Source organism: Streptomyces sp. NBC_00887, from assembly GCF_045207585.1.
Genome location: NZ_CP108788.1, coordinates 5590318 through 5609108, shown reverse-complemented (window position 1 = coordinate 5609108; position 18791 = coordinate 5590318). Strand labels below are relative to the sequence as shown.

Genomic DNA, 18791 nt, shown 5'->3' with positions numbered 1-18791 from the left:
GGTGGTCAGCGGCGGATGCCGGTGGCGAACGGCAAGGTGTTCACGAAGGCGCGGTGGTGTTCACGGTCGCACCACTCCAGCTTCAGGTACGACTTGCCGGCCGAGGCCCGGATCGTCCGCTTGTCGCGGGCGAGGGCTTCGGGCGACCGGGACGACACGGTGATGTACCCCACCAGGTTCACCCCGGCCGCACCGCTCGCCAGATCTTCACCCCGCTGGTCGAGCCGGCCGTGCGCCGCGATGTCGCGCGGGTCGACGGTGCGGTTCATCTTGGCCTGGCGGCTCGCCTCGGCCTCGTCGTTCGTCTTCTCCGTAAGCATCCGCTCGATGGCGACCTCCGTGGGCTCGAGGTCCATGCAGACCGCGACCGTACGGATGACGTCGGGCGTGTGGACGAGGAGGGGGGCCAGGAAGTTGACGCCGACCGGCGTCATCGGCCATTCCTTCACCCAGGCCGTGGCATGGCACCAGGGGGCGCGGGTCGTCGACTCACGGGTCTTGGCCTGGAGGAACGTGGGTTCGACCGCGTCCAGTTCGGCCGGCCAGGCGTTGCGCTTCGTCATGGCCTGGATGTGGTCCATCGGGTGGTCCGGGTCGTACATCGAGTGCACGAGCGAGGCCAGCCGGCTCTGGCCGAGCGGCTGGCGCACCCGGATGTCCGCCTCGGCGAGACGTGCGCAGATGTCCGTGAGCTCGCGTGCCATGACGACGGCGAGCCCGGCGTCGCGGTCGAGCTTGCGGCGGCCCTGGGGGCGGACCGCACGGGCCATGGCGTTGGCCTCTGCGGCCAGATCGCGGCTGTAGTGCATGCAGGCGACGAGGTAGGCGCGGTGCTGCTCGCTGGAGGTGGAGACCATCGACTGGAGCTGGTCGTAGGACTCCTGGAGCCAGCCGGGCGCGGCCTTGTCGCCGCGCTGGGCGACATCCTTCGCGTGGGCGTCGGGGTCGGCGGGGAGTGTCCGGGCCAGCATCTGAATGCGGGTCACGAAGCCGTCGCCGTTGGCCACATGCTTGAGCAGGGTGCCGAACCTGTCGACCAGGGCCTCCTGGTCCTCGCTGTCGCGCAGGCCGACCCCGGGGCCCTCGATCTCGATCGCGGCGGTGACGGTACGGCGATCGGCGTGCAGGAGCACGGCGATCTCGTCCGGCCCGAACGGCGCGGCGAGCCAGCTGATCCGGCCGATGCCGGGCGGCGGGCCGATCTCCACCTCACGCCCGTCTGCGCTGACACCCGCCTCCATGGCGGGGGAACGGTAGGTCGTACCGCGGCGCAGGGTGCGCTTGAAGCTGCGGTTGATCTCGAACCACTTGTAGAACGTGCGGCCCTTGAAGGGGACGTACACGACTGCCAGGGCCAGCATGGGGAAGCCCATGAGGGCCACGATCCGCAAGGAGAGGACCGGGACGAGGAGCCCGCTCATCATGCCGAGGAACGCGCCGACGATGATCAGCGCGATCTCGCCCGTCTCACGGTTCTTGCCGACGATCGCGTTCGGCCTGGCGCGGCCGATGAGATACGTACGGCGGGGCGCGATCGTGTGGGACTGGGTCGTCAACGCCCTCCACCTCCTGTGCTCGTGTTACCTGTGCTGCCTGAACCGCCGCCTCGCGAGGAGCGGCTGCCGTGGGGGGTTCCGGAGGTGGGCCCGGACCCGCTGCGGGGCGGAGGTGCGGCGGAGGGGACAGATCCGCCGCCGACCCCGCTCCCCGAACCGCGGGAGCTGTGCGCGGCCACGCCGCCGCTGGCGGGGTTGGAGGGGCGGGCACCGCCGCCTCCACCACCGCCCTCGCCGCCGCGTCCGCTGTGGGTCTTGATCCCCTGGGAGACGAGCGCGGCCGGGGAGCTGATCAGCGCGGCGGCCTGGGAGCCGTCGGTGGCCTGCTTGCGGTTGGTACGTGCACCCTGGATCTCGTCGCCGAAACCGGGGACGAAGCGGTAGATCATGGCGGACGCGAAGATGGCCAGCAGGATGATGGCCAGCCCGGACACGACCGCGGACATGGCGTTCGGGCCGTCGTCCTCGGAGAGCGCACCGGCCAGGCCGAGCACGATCACGATGACCGGCTTGACCATGATCACGGCGATCATGATGCCTGCCCAGCGGCGGACGTGGCCCCACATGTTCTTGTCGACGAGCCCGGCGTAGACGACGACGCCCAGCAGGGCTCCGACGTAGAGCAGGGCGGCCCGGATGACGAGCTCCAGCCACAGGATTCCGGCGGCGAGGATCGACACGAGCGAGACGACGATCAGCATGATCGGGCCGCCGCCGATGTCGGTCCCCTTCTTGAGCGCCTCGGCGAACGAACCGAAGAAGACGTCGGTCTGGCCGCCGGTGGCGGTCGCGATGCCTTCCGTCACGCCGTCGGTCGCGGAGACGACGGTGTAGAGGATGAGCGGAGTGAACGCGGAGGCCAGGACGGTCAGCCAGAGGAAGCCGATGGCCTCGGAGATCGCGGTGGTCAGCGGAACGCCGCGGATCGCGCGCTTGGCCACGGCGAGGAGCCACAGGACGAGCGTGAGGATGGTGGAGGCCGCGAAGACGACGGCGTACTGCTGCAGGAACCGCTGGTTCGTGAAGTCGACGGTGGCGGTGCCCTCCACGGCCTCACTGAGCTTGCCGACGGTCCAGGACGCGGCGTCGGCGCAGCCGCGGGCCAGGGAGGAGAGGGGGTCGAGGGCGTCGTCGGTGACGGTGGGAGCGCGGCGGCCCCCGCGGGCTGAGTCGCCATCTACGCAGTATTCCTTGGCCGGGCCAATGAGAAGGTCGCAGGGACTGTTGCTTTCGCTCGGTGAGGGGGTCGGGGACGGTGCGGCAGCAGCTCGGGTTGCAACGAGTACAGAAGCTGCCTGCAGCGCCGCCACCACGGACAGGAGCGAGCGCATACGAAGCGGACGGCTACCTGGCATAAGTGAAGCCTCCGAACTCCTCAACGGCCTTGCTGATCTCGTCCGAACTGGAAGCAGCGACATCACCGGGGACCGGCGCAGGACCGTCCTTCTGCGTGTCACTCACAATCTTCCAGTCGCCATTGGCCCAGGCCAGCTCGGCGGTCCAGGTCTTCCATGAGGTACTCACAGGGTCCGTTGATTCTTGCCCGGACATACCGATCAAGCCCGTGTACCAGACTTCGACCGTGGCTGTGTCTCCCCGATAGCTGGTCACCTTGGTGCCTACAGGGATCGTCCGCGATACAAATGTGCTGCCCTGGGGCGCATTGCCTTCAGGGTCCAAGCCCAGCTTGGCCAGGAAATCAGCTGAATACGCCGCATCCTGAGGGCCTGTCAGGTTGGCCGAAGCTTTCGAGGTGTAGATCGCATCGACGATTTTGTGGCGGCTGTCCTTGTTGAACATTCCCGCAGACCCAAGCGCCACCGCGTAATTCGCCGCCGCGCTCTGCGCCCCCTGCTCGTCATGCGCGAAGCCCGACGCGATCGTGCCGTTCCTGCCCTGTACCGGCTTCGTGCCCGTCGCAGCCGTGGGTCCGGTGCCGGCGGCGGCCGGTTCCTTTCCGCTGCCGCCGGATCCTTCGTCCCCGTTCCCGCCCTGGTTCGCAAACGCGATAGCAGCGATGAGGAGGACGACCACGCCCACGATCATGACCAGGGAGCGGGAGTTCCGGGCGGGCCGGCGTCCGTAGCCGTCGCCTTCGTCACCGCCGGGAAGCCGCGTACGGGTCTGGCGCGTGCCGCCGAGCGTGCTGTACGCATCATCCGTACGGCCGCCCGGTTCGTCACCGTATCCGCGATCGTCGCCCTGGCTCATGCCGCGTACGCCCCCTCAGCCGTGTGCAGTTCCGCGTAGTACGACGGTAGCTGTGCTGGTTCCCGCGTGGGCGCGGTGTGGTGACTCGACATCAGGGGACGCAACCTCTGCCGGTGGGCACGACGGACGGGTGGTGTGGGGCGGGCGGGACAGCCCGGGGGCAGGGAGGCCGGCGAGCAGGTCAGACGGCCATCCCGTACACAATCGTGAACAGGGTGCCGAGGGAGCCGATGATGAAGACTCCGGTGAGGCCCGCCACGATCAGGCCCTTGCCCTGTTCCGCGCTGAACGTGTCGCGCAGGGCCGTCGCACCGATGCGCTGCTTCGCCGCACCCCAGATCGCGATGCCGAGGCAGAGCAGGATGGCTACCGCCATCACCACCTCGATCATGATGCGTGCCTCGTTGCCCAGGGTCCCGAACGGCCCCCAGTTCGGGGCGATTCCGCCGATGATGGTGGTGATGTCGCCCTTTTCAGCTGCCAGGATCATGTAAGTCACCGCCCCTGATGGGTAGTTCGCCGCCCGTGCCGTACGACACGGGTCGCCCTCTATCTTCGCTGATGAATCCGGCTCAGCACGACGCCTTCCCGTGTCTCTTTACCCGGATCTCGCACGTTTGACCGGGGTGGCCGCCCTGACCTGCGGCTCGTGCGGAGATCTGAGCGCATATGCATGGTTACTCTGTGTATCACGCTATGTGACCGCTAGCAACGACGGTGGCCATGGGTTACGGGTGCGGTTGCAGCGTTCGCCGGTTGTGGAGTGTTCGTATGCGCTGTTCGAGAGCCGTGAGTGCGCCGGTGGCTCTCGGCCGACGCTTCATCAGGTGACGTACGGGGAAGGGGCTCGAGGTTCCCGCAGGATCACAGGACGGTCCGGGTCGGGGCCGCGGCGAGGGTCGGGGTCGTCCAGTGCTTCGGCGGCCTGAAGTCGCACCAGGAACCGTCGAACGGGAAGGCTCCCGCTTCGGCAAACCCGGCCATCCTCTCGCCCTCGGCGCGGATCGCTGCCGCCTCGTCGGCCGACCAGTAGGCGGGGTGCCCCGTCTTCTCGGCGAACGACCGCTCGTCCTTCCATTGCCAGGTGCGGTCCGGCGCCACGTTGATGTCGAGTTCGTGGTCGGCGACGTCGATGTCCTCGCCGTGGTGGACGCGGTGCTCGAGGTTCACGTACCAGCCGCGGAACTTCTGCCGCCGCCCGAAGAACCAGAACACCGCGTGGTCCGCCCCGGCCGGCTGGTGGATGAGGGCGCTGCCCAGGGGCCACCGGTCGGCCTTCGCCGGGTAGCCCCCGGCGGGACGGTCGTGCGGGGGGATGTCCCTGAGGTGGGCGCGGCCGGGCAGCTCCGTACGCCACATCGGGGTGCCGGTCTCCAGCCACACCAGCTGCCCCTCGACCGTGCGTTCGACGAGGCGTACGGGGACGGATGTGCTCAGATGGCCGCCGATGAAGAAGTTCCAGCGGAGGATCTGTCCGGTCATACGGTGAGCAGGGCCAGCTCGTCGGCCGTCAGCTGCAGCGCACCCGCGGCCACGTTCTCGGTCAGGTGGTCGGGGTTGCCGGTGCCCGGGATGGCCAGCACGTGCGGTCCCTGGTGCAGGGTCCACGCCAGGCGCACCTGGGTCGGCGTCGCGCCGTGGTTGCGTGCGACCGTGAGCACCGCTTCGCTCTCGGCGGCGGTGCCGGCCCCCGCCTCGCGCCCGGCACCGGCGATCGCGTAGAACGGCACGAACGCGATGCCCTGCTCCCCGCAGTGGCGCAGAAGGGCGTGGTGCTCGGGCGGGGAGCCGATGCCGTACATGTTCTGTACGCAGACCACGGGTGCGATGGCCCGGGCCTCGGCGAGCTGTTCCGGCGAGGTGTTGGACATGCCCAGGTGGCGGATCAGCCCGGCCTCACGCAGCTCGGCCAGTGCGCCGAAGTGCTCGGCGACGGACGAGGACGTGTGGCTGCGGGCGATGCGCAGGTTCACCACGTCGAGGTGGTCGCGGCCGAGCTGGCGCAGGTTCTCCTCGACCTGCCCGCGCAGTTGGTCCGGGTCTGCCCAAAGCCACGCACCGGAGGGGTCACGTCCGGGCCCGACCTTCGTCGTGATGACCAGATCTTCGGTGTACGGGGCGAGCGCGCTGTTGATGAGTTCGTTGGCGGACCGCAGGGGTGAGAAGTAGAAGGCGGCGGTGTCGATGTGGTTCACGCCGAGCTCGACCGCACGGCGCAGGACACGCATGGCCCGGCCCCGGTCGCTGGAATCGCCGCGTGCCAGGGCCGGCCCGTTCTGCGGGAGGCGCATGGCGCCGAAGCCGATCCGGTTGACCGTCAGGTCACCGAGCTTCCAGGTGCCGGCCACGGACGCGTCGATCGTCTCTGAGGATGAGGTCATCATCGGATTCTTTCACCAGCGGGCGGCCGGCCGGTGATGCTGTGGGTCGGATGCGGGGCGTGAGGCGTGCCGGGGCTGCCTCCCCGCCCCGAGTCGGGGTGTTTCAGCCCCCGTACCGGGCCTCGAACATCCGGAAGGACCGCTCCTGGCGGGCCTCCAGCCGCGCCTTCGGGCTGGTTACGAGCAGTCGTTCGCAGCGTGCCGAGTCCAGGACCCGGCACTCCTCGACCGGCCTGAAGCCCCGACGGACGGGGTCGGGTCGCCACAGGCTGCGGCCCGGCAGGAAGGCGTACTCCAGAGACGCCCGGACCAGGTCCTTCAGTTCGGGATAGCCGAGCCCGTACGTGCGCGCCGCGCGGCGGTACTCATGGCTGATGTCGGTGCGTGAAACACCGGGATCGTCAGTGGCCAGCACCACCGGAACTCCGAAGGCCCGGTAGACGGGGAACGGGTGTTCCTCGCCCTCCACCTGGAGGATCTGCGCGTTGCTCGTGAGCGGCACTTCCACGGCGATCTGCCGGCTGGCCATCTCACGGGCGAGACGAGGCCAGTTGTCCTCGTGTACGAGGTCGACGCCGTGCCCGATCCGCTCGGCCTGCCCTGTGCGTACGGCGTCATTGATGTGGAAGGTCAGGTCTTCGGGCTTCACCAGGCCGGGCACCAGTTCGCCGGCGTGCAGGGTGATGTGGGCGTGCGGGTGGACCGTGTGCAGGTAGTTCAGCATGCGCATGTGGAGGCGGTAGTCGCGCAGGGAGATCTCGGCGTCCTCCGGCTGGACCAGGTTCACCGCGAGGAAGCGCGGGTCGCGTTCGGCCAGGCGCAGTCCCAGGGCGATCTGGGTGAAGACGTACTCCGGAGGGTTGTCGCGCAGCACCTGGAAGATCCTGCGCACCGTGACCCGGCAGCCCGGACCGGGGCGGCTGCTCCCACAGTGCGCGGTCGCGCGGAACTCGGCGTCGTCCGTGTCGGACTCCTGCTCGGCGGCGGTGACGAGCCGGTCCAGCCGGCCTCCGGCGAGCAGTTCGCGGTGCAGGGCGGCGAGGTCCGGATCCCATCCGATGTCGGTAGCCAGCTCTCTCGTGGCAGCCGCGACGGGGGTGACCATGGTTTCCAGGTACGACTGGTTCTGTACGGCGGCGGAGCCGGCCACGTCGGCCAGCAGCTTTCCCGTGTGTGCCGTCGCGGCACCGAACTTGCCGAACGTGGCGAAGAAGTGGTCGTGCCCCGATTCTCCCTGCGGGAAGTCCTGCATGGACCAGGCGCGGATGACGGCCTGCCGGAACCCGGCATCCGTGAGGGCGTCTGCGGCCGGCCGGGTGCCGGGGCCGCACGGTGGGGCGACGGCGGTCAGGGTGGTGTCGATGCAGAGGCCGTCGTCGGCGGCGAGCTGGATGAGGTACTCGGTCCGCACCGCACCGGAGAGGTGATTGTGCAGGTCGCCTCCCTTGGGCAGGTCCCGGAAGAACCGATCGGCCGCCCCCGCGCCCTTCCCGTGGGCGTCCAGCCATGCGGCGGTGCGGGTCTCGGCGGCCGTCGTGGGCCGGGGCGGTACGGGAGGGGCGGGGGCGGCGGCCCGGGCCGGCGGTCCGGCGGGCAGCGACGAGACGAGGGCGGCTGCGGTGAGTCCGGCGGTCATCAGCAACAACCGGCGGGTGCGCGATGCATTGCGCTGGAGGGAGGTCACGTGGTGCATGGTCACGAATTCCGCTGTGCGCCCACCCGTGCTGGGTACACAGGGCTCGATAAACCATCCGTCCGGGGGACCGAGGGGCGACCATCCGCTGTGCCGAGCTCGAACGGGGTCAGAGGCGGAGCTCCGGCGGGAAGCCGGTCCAGCGGAGGTCGGCCGGAAGGTGCCCCATGTCGTTCACCATGACCACGGCAGCCGGCCGGCCGGGCGTGTAACGGATCACGGTCAGCGCCGCGTTGGAGTGGTTCAGGCCCATCCAGCGCCAGGCGGGGGCGTCGAGGGCGTCCCGTACGAACCAGGCGGCCAGGAACGCGTGGGTGACGACCAGTTCATGGCGGGGCTCGTCGCCCTCGACGGGCCCGGTGAAGCGTGCCGTCGCGGCGCGGGCCAGCTCCGGGCCGTGCTCGCGCTCCTCGGCGGGGAACTGCTCGACGAACGCCATGAGCCGGTCCGCCGACCCGGGCGGGAGCTCGTCCCGCTGCGGGAGGTACGGGAGGTAGTCCCCGGCCGGCTCGCAGGCGTACAGGGGGACGTCGTCGAGCTGGTCGCGGACCAGCCGGGCCGTCTGCGCGGCGCGAGGAAGCGGTCCGTGATGGATCGCGGAAAGAGGGCTGTCCCGGAGCCGTTCGCCGAGAAGCGCCGCCTGACGCCGCCCGTTCGCCGTCAGCTCGGTCTCGTCCGGTGACGCCTCGCCGTGGCGGGCGAGGTAGAGGTAGCGGGTTGCGGTCATGGTGCGGTCCTTCTTGCTGCGGCGCGATCCTGGGGACGCGGTGGTGGACGTTGCGGGGGATCACCTTGGTTCCGCGGCCGGATGGCACTCCCGGATCGACTCGTCGCGCGTTCGGGTGAATGCCGGGGTGGTGGTGCCCCTGGGGGGCCGGGGCGGGGGGCTCCGGCGGAGGTTGGCCCGGCGTGTCGCCTACGCCGGGTTTGGCACAGTGCCGCTCCATGATCGAGGAGCGGGGTGAGCGGTGTGGCTGGGGTGCAGGGGCTGAGTGAACCGGGGGGACCGGTGGGTCCGGGTGGTGGTGGTGGCGGTCGGGAGCAGTTGAGGCACAGCGACGGGCCGTGGCTGCGGGCCGCGGGGGGTGCGGAGGCGCTGCGTACGCACCTGGGTCCCGTGCCCTCTGAGCTGGCGCTGGCGCACCAAGGGCTGACGGCGGGGGCCGGTGACCTGTCGGCGCTGGCCGAACTCGGCACCGTACGGACGTCGTGGGAGCGGCGGATCGCGGCGGCGCAGGGCGAGTGCGCGAGCCTCGCGGGCAAACTGCGGGCCGTCGCACGGATCCAGGGCGCGACGAACGAGGCCGTGAGGTCGTCCTTCGCGCCGGCGGCAGGCAGGGCAGGGGCGCAGTGAAGAAGACGGGGGGACTGACCTGGGCGGCGTTACGGGACCTGAAGTGCGCCGAACTGGAAGGGGCGGCCGACGGTTGGGGCCGCGCGAGCAACCGGGCCGACGCGGCGCGCGACCGGATCGACAAGCAGCTCCTGAACGGGCTGCGCGAGACGCAGCAGGGCGAAGCAGCGGACTCGGCGGTGGCGCGACTGCGGCAACTGAGCCGGAACTTCCAGTACGTGTACACGGAGTGCGGGCTGCTCCGTACGACGCTGAACAGCCTGGCCCACGAGATGAGGGCGCAGCAGCGGGTGCTGGCGGATGCGCTGGACGATGCGGCCGGCCTGAAGTTCACGGTGCATCCGGACGGTTCGGTGACGTACCCGGCGGCCGGCGAGGGACTGATCGACGGCAAGCCGCTCCGGGGCGGTACGGCGTCGTCGGGCGGGCTGCCGGGGCTGGTCGCGCCATCAGGGCTGGTCGCGCCCAACCCCCACACGGCCAAGGCGCAGGACATCGCGGACCGGGTGGTGGGGGCGGTGAGGGCGGCGGCCGAGATCGACTGGCGGTACGCGGGGATCCTGCGACGCCTGAAGGCCGAGGAGGGCCTGAAGGTCCCGGCCGCGACGTGGAAGGACGCGGCGGGGGACGCGGCGGCGGTCCGGGACGCGGCGCGGTCGTACCTGAGCAACGGCATCCCGCATGACGCGACCCCGGCCGAACGGCACGCCTGGTGGGCGGGCCTGACGCAGGAACAGCGCGAGGAGTACCTGGCGGTGTATCCGGACCGGATCGGCAACCTGGACGGGATCCCGGCGGTCGTGAGGGACGCGGCGAACCGGGACAACCTGCAGCTGCTGATCGGGAAGCTGGAGGGGCGGGATGATGACCGGTCGGTGACGCAGCTGGCGGGGCTGCGGGAGATCGATCGGCAGTTGCAGGCGGCTCCGAAGCCGGGGGAGCCACCGATGTTTCTGCTCGGAATCAGCGATGAGGGAAACGGCAGGGCGATTGTCTCGTATGGCAACCCGGATACGGCTAGGAACGTATCGACATATGTGCCTGGGTTGAATACATCCCTGGATGAAGATTTCGCGAAGAATGATCTTAAGCGTGCCCTTGATACCGCCAAAGGGGCCCGGTATCACGATTCTTCCAGTGCGGCAATCGTCTGGCTTGGATACGACGCACCGCAGGCGCCAGACGGTTTGCGTAGTTTGGCTGTCTCAGGCGAGGAGAATGCGGAGGCAGGGGGTAGGTCTCTCAATGAGTTCATGAGTGGAATGCTTGCCACGAATGAGAGTGGGGACCCTCACTTCACAGCGATTGGGCATTCGTACGGGTCGCGAACCGTAGGTGCAGCAACGCAGCACGATGGGGGAATCCCGGGAGTCGACGACATTGTTCTGGTGGGAAGTCCCGGGGTCGGAGTTGATCGCGCAGAGGATCTTGGGGTGGGGAAGGGGCACGTCTTTGTTGGTGCGGCAGAGAATGATGTCGTGACCAAGTTGCCGTCCAAACAGCAGGCCGCCGTTGGTGCAGCGACCGGACCCTTCGCCTATGTGGTGGGAGATATTGCCGACCAGGGAGATGACGATCTCTGGTTTGGCAAGGACCCGGCAAGCGAGGCATTTGGCGCCAAGCGCTTTCACGTTGATGACGGGCCTCATGTTGTTGGCGCCGGCGGGTTCTCCATCGATGCGCATTCTCAGTATTTCGACCCGGCTAGAGATTCGGCGTCAGCGCACAATATTGCTCTGATTGCAGCGGGACGATCCGAAAAAGTCAAGGCTGAGGAGTATCGGTAGTGTGCAAATTTAATGGAATGGTTGCCGCTCTCGTTGCATTTGTTTTGATTTCAGGGTGCGCGAGAGGTGCTCACTCGTTGGGTGGGAGCGAGAGAATCGATATGGACATGCAGGAAGCTGCTGAGCGAGCTGACAAAATCCTGGACGGCGTCTTGGAGGAAATTGATCCAGAAGTTAAGTGGACGCACGATACGACTAGTGTTGGCAGCTGTGACGTAACCCGAAGGCGCGCAGTCATGACCATCGTGTCCGCGGACCGTCGAGGCAGCTTCCTAGGCGTAGTCGATCGCTCCTGGCGAAAGAGCGGGTACAGGATCAAGGCCATCAACAATGATTTAGAAGTGCCGGCAATCTTCGCTCAGACAAAGGACGGGTTCGGCGTCAGCCTGATCGTCGGAGGCGAAGGGCAAGTGTTCTTCGAGGTCGACAGCCCCTGCGTCCAGGAATCAGACGTCGCCGAGTCCACCACCAAGCCGACCGCGCCCACCTACGAGGGCATGGAGCACATCCCCCGCCCCAACATCCGCTCCGCCTTCTGGTCCGCCGGCGCCCCCTGACCCCCCGTAACCGCCCCTGACGCCCCCTCATGCCCCCATCCACCCGTACACACCAGCGAATCGCGTCGTGAACCCCGCCCGAATGGGGGATGGTTGTGGGGTGCGGAAATACTGGGTGTTCCTCGGCGGCGGCATCGGGCTGGGCCTGTGCTTCATCGCTCTGCTCGTCGTGGGTACGTACTCCGCCGCCGCCGGTATCTCCGGGGCGGGCGGTGCCGTAGGGCTGGCCAAGGGTGCCGTACCCGCGCGGTATCAGCCGCTCGTGGAGAAGTGGGGCAACCTCTGCCCGGCCATCAACCCCGCCCTGCTGGCTGCCCAGCTGTACCAGGAGAGCGGCTGGAACCCCCGCGCCCAGAGCCATGCCGCCGCGCAGGGCATCGCGCAGTTCATCCCCGGCACCTGGGCCGCGCACGGTGTCGACGGTGACAACGACGGGGACCGGGACGTGTGGGATCCGGCCGATGCGATTCCGTCCGCCGCTTCGTACGACTGCGAACTCGCCGGGTACGTCAAGAAGGTGCCGGGCGATCCGACCGACAACATGCTCGCCGCCTACAACGCCGGGGCCTACCGGGTGATCCGGGCCGGCGGGGTTCCCGCGATCTCGGAGACGCGGAATTACGTCAAAATCATCCGGTCGCTGGAGAAGAGTTTCGCCAGGCCCGTGGGCCGGGTCGCGCCGTCGCAGCAGGCGGCCGGGGCGATCTACTTCGCGCAGAAGAAGCTCGGTACGCCCTACCTCTGGGGCGGCAACGGAACGGCGGCCCAGGGTGGCCGGTTCGACTGTTCGGGGCTGACGCAGGCCGCCTACCGGACCGTCGACATCGAGCTGCCGCGGGTGGCCAATGATCAGTACAACGCCGGGCCGCATCCCTCGCGGGACGAGTTGCTCCCCGGTGACCTGGTGTTCTTCTCGGACGACCTGAACAACTCGCGGGCCATCCGGCACGTGGGGCTCTATGTCGGAGGCGGGTACATGATCAACGCGCCGTTCACCGGGTCCGTGATCCGGTTCGACAAGATCGACACTCCTGACTACTTCGGTGCGACGAGAGTCACAGAGGACGGAGCGGCGGCTCTTCCGACCGCTCTCCCGCAGGGCTGACGGACCGTGGCCGGAACTCTCCGTAGGGTCCAGGCCCTGAGCAGCGACGATGAGTCACTCTTCGATAACGTCATGGTGATCATTCGGTGGAGAGTGGAACGTACGCAGCCAACAGGCCGTTCCCTGGACTGGGACAGCATGCGCACTGACCATGCGGCACTGGCCAGGACAGTCACGCGGCACGGCGCCGACGGCGTCACGCAGTACTGAATCGCACCGACCACGGGGGTCCGAAAGGCGACGCACAGCGCTGTGCGTCGCAGCAGCAGACAAGGCAAGGGGCCGCAGCAGATGGCTGGACTCGCACTCGATGGGTCGAACCCCGACGTCAGCCTGCTCTACGACATCAACGGGCTGGCGAAGGCCGCTCCTGCCTGGTTCGACCGGGTCATGGAGTTCGTCGGTGAATACGGGATCATGCTCGGCATGGTCCTGGCGGTCCTGTGGTGCTGGTGGAGCGTGCGCCGACGTGGGACGGCCGACGATTCGGTGACGGCGGTCGCCGGGCTCGTGTGGGCACCCCTCGCGGCCGGAATCGCCTTGCTCGTGAACATCCCGATCCGGGGTTTCGTGGAGCGGCGGCGTCCGTTCTACGACCACGAGGGACTCGATGTCCTGGTGGCGGGCAAGACCGACTTCTCCTTCGTGAGCGACCACGCGACGATGGCTATGGCGATCGCGGTGGGGCTCTTCGTGGCCAACCGGAAGTTCGGCCTGGCGGCGATCGCGCTGGCGCTCCTGGAGGGCTTCTGCCGCGTGTACATGGGCGTGCACTACCCGACCGATGTGATCGGCGGCTTCGCTCTCGGCACCTCGGTGGCTCTGCTGCTGGCCCCGCTGGCGATGATGCTGCTGACTCCGCTGGTGACGGCCGTGTCGCGTTCCGGGTCGGTCGGGTGGCTCGTCCGCTCACGCCGGCCGGTGGCCTCCTCGGCCGACGACCTGGGTGAGTCGCGCGGGATTCCCGAGCCGCGTCCCGGCTCGGGGCGTGGCGCCTCGCCCGACGAGAAGGACCTCGCAGCGTAGCGGGACCGCGCAGTGCGGTGTGGTGTCGACGGCCGCAGAGAGGTGCCCGCAGGGGGCGTCCCTCTGCGGCCGTCCCTCGTTGACCTGGTTCCGGCAAGCGTGTTGACGGGGCATCATGTTCACCGTGCGGGGGTGATGCGGTGTGGCTGGGCGTCGGCCGTCACGGCAGGAAGTCAATCGGCGGCACGGGCGTGCGGGGTTCGTGGGGCGCCGCGGTGAACTGGCGGTCTTCCGCGAGACCTTCGCCCGCGATCCGGAAGAGGTCGACTTTCCGTTCCTGTTCCATGTGCGCGGCAACGGCGGCGTGGGCAAGTCGACCCTCGTACGGCAGTGGGAGGCCGCGGCGCGCGAGCAGACTTCGGTGGTCACGGCGTTCGTCGACGACGACGTGCACGACGCGCTCGAGGCGATGGAGGCGGTCAGTGCCCGGCTGGGCCAGCAGGGGCACCCGCTGAAGCGTTTCGACAAGCAGCTGGCGACCTACCGTCAGCGTCGGCACCAGGCCGAGAACGCGGCTCCCGTTCCGCAGGCCGCGCAGGGTGAGGCGGGTGCGACCCAGGCCGTACCCGCCTCTGCCGCCTCGCCGTCGAGCACGGTGGCCGCGCAGGTGGGTCTGGTCGGGCTGGGGATGCTGCCCGGTGTCGGGGCGTTCGTCGGGGCGGTCGATCCGCAGCAGGTGGCGCTGGGCGCCGACCGGATGCGGACCATGCTGAACATGCGGCTGCGGAGCCATGACGATGTGCAGCTGGTGATGAATCCGGTGGCGAGTCTCGCCCCGGTCTTCCTGGAGGACCTGGCGGACGTCGCCGAGCGGTGCGAGCGGGTGGTGCTGTTCTTCGACGTGTACGAGCGGACCGGACCGGTGCTCGACGCCTGGTTGCGGAGCATCGTCTTCGGTGAGGAGTACGGGGGACTTCCCGTCAATGTGCAGGTCGTGCTGTCCGGGCAGCTGCGCCTGGACGCCCGGGTCTGGGGCGACTGGCTGGGGCAGGTCACCGAGGTGCGCCTGGAGGTGTTCACCGAGGAGGAGGCCCGTACGCTCCTCGCCACGCACGGCGTCGCCGACGAGCCCAGCATCGAGCTGGTCCTGCGCCTGTCCGGGCGGCTTCCGCTGCTGGTCGACATGCTGGCCCGGAGCGAACCGGGCACCGGCGACAGCATCGGTGATCCGTCCGAGACGGCGGTCGAGAGGTTCCTGAGGTGGGAACCGGATGCGGAGCGCCGCGCGGCGGCGCTGGCCTGCGCGCTGCCTCTGCAGTTGAACGAGGACATCTACCGCTGTGCCGTTCCGGAAGCAGCCGCCGACGGTTACCCGTGGCTCCGCGGCCTGGCCTTCGTCTCCTCGCAGGCGGGCCGCTGCCGCTACCACGACGTCGTCCGCGCCGCGATGCTGCGCCTGCAGCGCACCCGGTCCCCTTCCCGGTGGCAGCAGGCGCACACCCGCCTCGCCGACACGTTCGAGCAGTGGCGGCTGGCGGCGGAGGACGATCTCGGTACCGAGGCCGACGGGCACTGGGAGGACGCCGCCTGGCGCGAGCACCGGCTCAACGAGACGTACCACCGGCTCTGCGCGAACCCGCGTACCGCGCTGCCGGACGCCCTGCACCAGGCGGTTCACGCCGTCGATCTCGATGTGGCGACGCTGCGTCGCTGGGCCCAGATCCTCGGCCAGGCCGGGGAGGACACCGGGGCCGCCGTCCTCACGTCCTGGGGGCAGCGCCTGGAAGTCGCAGGGGAGCAGGACGCGGCAGGCGTCGCCGTGCTGACGCTGCTGCTGGCCGCGACCGAACTGGCCACGGAGGGACGGAGTCTGGCGTACCGCGTCCGCTCCCGCGAGCACCGGGCGGTGGGCGACCACGAGAGCGCGCTGGCGGACTGCGCCGCGGCCCTGGGCCTCGCGCCGGACACCGCGCGCAACCACGCCGCGCGCGGTGAGACGTACCGGCTCATGGGCCGGTACGAGGAGGCTCTGGCCGACTGCAACCGCGCGATCGAGCTCGAACCCGACTACGAGTGGGCCATCGCCAGCCGCGGGCAGACATATCTGGCCATGGGCCGGCACGAGGAGGCTCTCGCCGACTGCACCCGGGCGATCGAGCTCGACCCGGGGTACGAGTGGGCCGTCGCCAGCCGCGCGGAGACGTACCGGCGCATGGGGCGTTTCGACGAGGCCCTGGCCGAGTTCTCGCGCGCCCTCGACATCAACCCCCGGTACACCTGGGCCCTGGGCAGCCGTGGGCTGACCTACCAGGTGATGGGGCGTTACGAGGAGGCGCTCGGCGAGTACTCGCGTGCCCTGGGCATCAACCCTCACTACGGCTGGGCCCTGGGCAGCCGCGCGCAGACGTACCAGGTGATGGGCCGGTACGAGGAGGCGCTCGCCGAGTACACCCGCGCGATCGAGCTCGACCCCGACTATGCGTGGGCCCTCGCCAACCGCGGGGAGACGTACCGGGAACTGGCCCGTTTCGACGAGGCACTCGTCGACTACACGCGCGCCCTCGACATCAGCCCCCAGTACGCCTGGGCCCTGGGCAGCCGCGCGCAGACGTACCAGGCGATGGGGCGTTACGAGGAGGCGCTCGCCGACTACACCCGAGCCCTCGGGATCGCCCCACGCTCCGAATGGATCATCAACGGCCGCGGCCAGGTCCTCCTTCTCATGGGCCGTCACGACGAGGCGCTCGCCGATTGTGTCCGGGCCCTCGAACTCGACTCCGAGGACGGCTGGAACCTGGGTCTCCACGCCGTGGCGCTGCGCATGACCGGTGACGAGGAGGCGGCCACGGAGCAGTTCCGGCGCGCTGTCCGGGTGTCCGCCGCCGAAGCGGGGAGCGAGGGCCCGAGGGCCGCGTGGGCGCACGAGTGCCTGTTCGTCATGACGTGCGCGCTGCCGGACCCGGACGGGGCCGCCGCACTGTTCGACGCCCTGCTCGGCCGTGCGCCCGCCCGGAGCCTGATCCGGGAATTGGGGGAGGACCTGGCGCTTCTCGGGAAGCTCCTGCCGGAGACAGTCCCGGACACGGACGCCTTCGTGCGGCGGCTGGACGAGATCCTCGGGCGGCCGGACGCCCCCTAGCCGGCGACAGCTCCCGGCCGGCACTCCTCAGAGACCGGGCGCCTCTCGGCGGCCCGGCGCGGCACTGTGGTGTTCGGCGTCGGTGCGGGCCCGGTCGCGAGAGCGTCTGGCCGGTCCCGACCAGCCGCAGGTGCAGCGGGCCAGGCAGAAGGAGCCTCGTTCGACGGTCGTGGTGGTGTGTGCCGGGGCGGGGGCATGGACGGCGGAGTCCGGAGGGTCCTCATACACGCGTCCACGGTACTGGGGCCGGCCGGCGACGTCTGCGAGTGGGCCGATCGGCTTCCTGAAGCGCCGGGCGGGCCCTTGTGGCGTGACGGGGCGCCCCGGTGGTCGTTAGGCGAGGCGGGCGGGAGCTCGGTCAGGGGTACGTCGTTGGGGGTTGGCAGGCGATGGTGGTGCAGCAGCACAGGTGCGGAGGCGGGGCACTGGCTGTGTGCGCCCTGGTCGTGGCGGGTGTGATGGCGGTGAGTACCGGGTGCTCCGGAAGGAGCGACGGTGACGGGGCCGGGGAGCGGTCCGTGGCCGGTGACGGCGGACCGGCCGGCAACCCGGCGGCCGTGGTCCGGCGGGCCGCCGACCGGTTGACCGGCGCGGGCAGCGCCGAGACGCGTACGTCGATGGAGGCCGCGGCTGGCGGAACGCGGGTGACGATCCGGGGCCAGGGAGTGTACGACTTCCGCAGGCAGCTGGGCCGGATCAAGGTCGTACTGCCCAAGGACGCCGCAGGGGCGGACGGGCACCGGCCCATCACCGAGCTGCTGGCGCCCGGGGCGCTGTACATGAAGAACCGCGGTGCCGGAGTGCCCGACGACAAGTGGGTCAGGATCGACACGACGGCTCTGGAGGACGGCAATCTCGTCACCGGTGGCGTCACCGATCCCATGGCCGCCGCCGAACTCCTGCGCGGTGCGGGAGAGGTGACGTACGTCGGCAGGACGGAGCTCGCCGGGGTGGCGGTCCGTCACTACCGGGGGACCTCGGACATCGGGCGCGCGGCGGGAGCGGCTTCGCCGTCCTCGCGCGGCGCGCTGACGGCCGCGGCGAAAGGGTTCAGCTCGGACGCGGTGCCCTTCGACGTGTATCTCGACGACAAGGGTCTGTTGCGGAAGGTGCGCCACCGCTTCAGCTTCGCCTCGGAGGGGCCGGCGGTGTCGGTGGTGTCGACGATGCTGCTGTACGGGTTCGGGGCACCGGTCACCGTGGAGCTTCCGCCCGCCGGGGACATCTACACGGGCAGCGTCCAACAGGGGCGGGGTGGCCCGGAAACACCGTAGGGAGGGGGCTGAAATGGTCCGTCCGTGCCATGCGCGGTGGGTGTTGCGCTGCCTACCCTAGGAAGTCGGTGCGCCAGGAGTCGGCGACGGCAGAGAGAGGTGACGCAGGTGGTGACGCTCAGCGCTCCGTACGCTCAGGACCGTGTGGCTCTCGCCGAGATCGAACTGTGTGGCGAGCTCATGATCGCGGCTTCGGCCACGTGTGAGGACCGGCTGAGTCCGGACCGCATCGACGAGGTGCTCAACGTCACGACTGCCCTGGCCGAGCGGCCGCCGACGATCCCTCGGCAGTGCACCCACGGGGGATGAGCTCCGGCTCCGGCTCTGTCGGGCATTTCACGGACCTCGTCGGAGTCCATACGTTTCCGGCCACCTCAGGTACGCAGGAGGCGGGCGATCGCCTTCGTGGCCTCCTCGACCTTCGCGTCGACGTCCGCGCCGCCCTTGACCGCGGCATCGGCGACGCAGTGGCGCAGGTGCTCCTCCAGCAGCTGGAGCGCGAAGGACTGCAGGGCCTTCGTGGACGCCGAGACCTGGGTGAGTATGTCGATGCAGTAGATGTCCTCGTCCACCATGCGCTGCAGGCCACGGACCTGGCCCTCGATGCGGCGCAGCCGCTTCAGGTGCTCGTCCTTCTGGTCGTGGTAGCCGTGAATGCCGCGGTCATGGTCGGTGACGACCTCTTCCGTACCGGCTGCGTCGGCTGATTCGGTGGCCTCGGTCGTGGTCATGGGGTCCTCCGTTGTCCTCTTGCTCTGCGTCCGTAGA

Annotated in this window: 18 protein-coding genes; 8 read left to right on the top strand and 10 right to left on the bottom strand. The window is 69.5% G+C overall.

Annotation, left to right across the window (positions count from 1 at the left end):
- Positions 1-5: 5 nt before the first annotated feature.
- From OG844_RS25655 to OG844_RS25620, 8 genes are all read right to left on the bottom strand, one after another.
- On the bottom strand, positions 6-1556 hold the full coding sequence (locus OG844_RS25655) for an SCO6880 family protein (RefSeq protein ID WP_406393405.1): 1551 nt from the start codon (positions 1554-1556) through the stop codon (positions 6-8).
- Complete coding sequence (locus OG844_RS25650) at positions 1553-2911, bottom strand: hypothetical protein (RefSeq protein WP_406393403.1); 1359 nt, start codon at positions 2909-2911, stop codon at positions 1553-1555. Before OG844_RS25650 ends, OG844_RS25655 begins: the two co-directional genes overlap by 4 nt.
- Positions 2901-3767 carry a hypothetical protein gene (locus tag OG844_RS25645; RefSeq protein ID WP_406393401.1) on the bottom strand — a complete coding sequence of 289 codons (867 nt, stop codon included), beginning with the start codon at positions 3765-3767 and terminating at the stop codon, positions 2901-2903. Before OG844_RS25645 ends, OG844_RS25650 begins: the two co-directional genes overlap by 11 nt.
- Positions 3768-3948: 181 nt before the next feature.
- Positions 3949-4257: a hypothetical protein gene (locus tag OG844_RS25640; RefSeq protein WP_014047394.1), complete on the bottom strand. Its 309-nt coding sequence runs from the start codon at positions 4255-4257 to the stop codon at positions 3949-3951.
- Between the two features lie 374 nt (positions 4258-4631).
- The gene (locus OG844_RS25635; protein WP_406393400.1) at positions 4632-5249 is read right to left on the bottom strand and encodes a DUF402 domain-containing protein; all 618 of its coding nucleotides are present in this window, start codon (positions 5247-5249) and stop codon (positions 4632-4634) included.
- On the bottom strand, positions 5246-6151 hold the full coding sequence (locus OG844_RS25630; protein WP_406393398.1) for an aldo/keto reductase: 906 nt from the start codon (positions 6149-6151) through the stop codon (positions 5246-5248). Before OG844_RS25630 ends, OG844_RS25635 begins: the two co-directional genes overlap by 4 nt.
- Positions 6152-6251: 100 nt before the next feature.
- Positions 6252-7841, bottom strand: coding sequence for an adenosine deaminase (locus tag OG844_RS25625; protein WP_406396253.1), 1590 nt, complete (start codon positions 7839-7841; stop codon positions 6252-6254).
- A 109-nt stretch (positions 7842-7950) separates the two neighbouring features.
- Entirely contained in the window at positions 7951-8568 is a 618-nt protein-coding gene (locus tag OG844_RS25620; RefSeq protein WP_406393396.1) for a histidine phosphatase family protein, read from the bottom strand.
- A gap of 318 nt (positions 8569-8886) precedes the next feature.
- Here OG844_RS25620 and OG844_RS25615 point away from each other — a divergent pair, with 318 nt between their 5' ends.
- The 6 genes from OG844_RS25615 (at position 8887) to OG844_RS25590 (ending at position 16749) form a co-directional block, all read left to right on the top strand.
- The gene (locus OG844_RS25615) at positions 8887-9195 is read left to right on the top strand and encodes a hypothetical protein (RefSeq protein ID WP_406393394.1); all 309 of its coding nucleotides are present in this window, start codon (positions 8887-8889) and stop codon (positions 9193-9195) included.
- On the top strand, positions 9192-10982 hold the full coding sequence (locus tag OG844_RS25610; RefSeq protein ID WP_406393393.1) for an alpha/beta hydrolase: 1791 nt from the start codon (positions 9192-9194) through the stop codon (positions 10980-10982). The genes OG844_RS25615 and OG844_RS25610 overlap by 4 nt, the downstream gene beginning before the upstream one ends.
- 101 nt (positions 10983-11083) lie before the next feature.
- Positions 11084-11539, top strand: a complete 456-nt coding sequence (locus tag OG844_RS25605; RefSeq protein WP_406393391.1) for a hypothetical protein — start codon at positions 11084-11086, stop codon at positions 11537-11539.
- A 115-nt stretch (positions 11540-11654) separates the two neighbouring features.
- A complete protein-coding gene (locus OG844_RS25600; RefSeq protein WP_406396252.1) occupies positions 11655-12644 on the top strand; it encodes an NlpC/P60 family protein in 990 nt (329 codons plus the stop codon).
- Between the two features lie 291 nt (positions 12645-12935).
- Positions 12936-13670, top strand: a complete 735-nt coding sequence (locus OG844_RS25595) for a phosphatase PAP2 family protein (RefSeq protein ID WP_406393389.1) — start codon at positions 12936-12938, stop codon at positions 13668-13670.
- Positions 13671-13872: 202 nt separating this feature from the next.
- Positions 13873-16749: a tetratricopeptide repeat protein gene (locus OG844_RS25590; protein ID WP_406393388.1), complete on the top strand. Its 2877-nt coding sequence runs from the start codon at positions 13873-13875 to the stop codon at positions 16747-16749.
- A gap of 27 nt (positions 16750-16776) precedes the next feature.
- Here OG844_RS25590 and OG844_RS25585 read toward each other — a convergent pair whose 3' ends face one another.
- A complete protein-coding gene (locus OG844_RS25585; protein ID WP_406393387.1) occupies positions 16777-16977 on the bottom strand; it encodes a hypothetical protein in 201 nt (66 codons plus the stop codon).
- Between the two features lie 161 nt (positions 16978-17138).
- On the opposite strand from OG844_RS25585, the gene OG844_RS25580 reads away from it, so the two are divergent.
- Together OG844_RS25580 and OG844_RS25575 are read left to right on the top strand one after the other, a co-directional pair.
- Positions 17139-18023, top strand: a complete 885-nt coding sequence (locus tag OG844_RS25580; protein ID WP_406393385.1) for a hypothetical protein — start codon at positions 17139-17141, stop codon at positions 18021-18023.
- Between the two features lie 99 nt (positions 18024-18122).
- Positions 18123-18332, top strand: coding sequence for a hypothetical protein (locus tag OG844_RS25575; RefSeq protein WP_406393384.1), 210 nt, complete (start codon positions 18123-18125; stop codon positions 18330-18332).
- 65 nt (positions 18333-18397) lie between these two features.
- Here OG844_RS25575 and OG844_RS25570 read toward each other — a convergent pair whose 3' ends face one another.
- Complete coding sequence (locus tag OG844_RS25570; protein ID WP_406393383.1) at positions 18398-18754, bottom strand: metal-sensitive transcriptional regulator; 357 nt, start codon at positions 18752-18754, stop codon at positions 18398-18400.
- Positions 18755-18791: the final 37 nt, after the last annotated feature.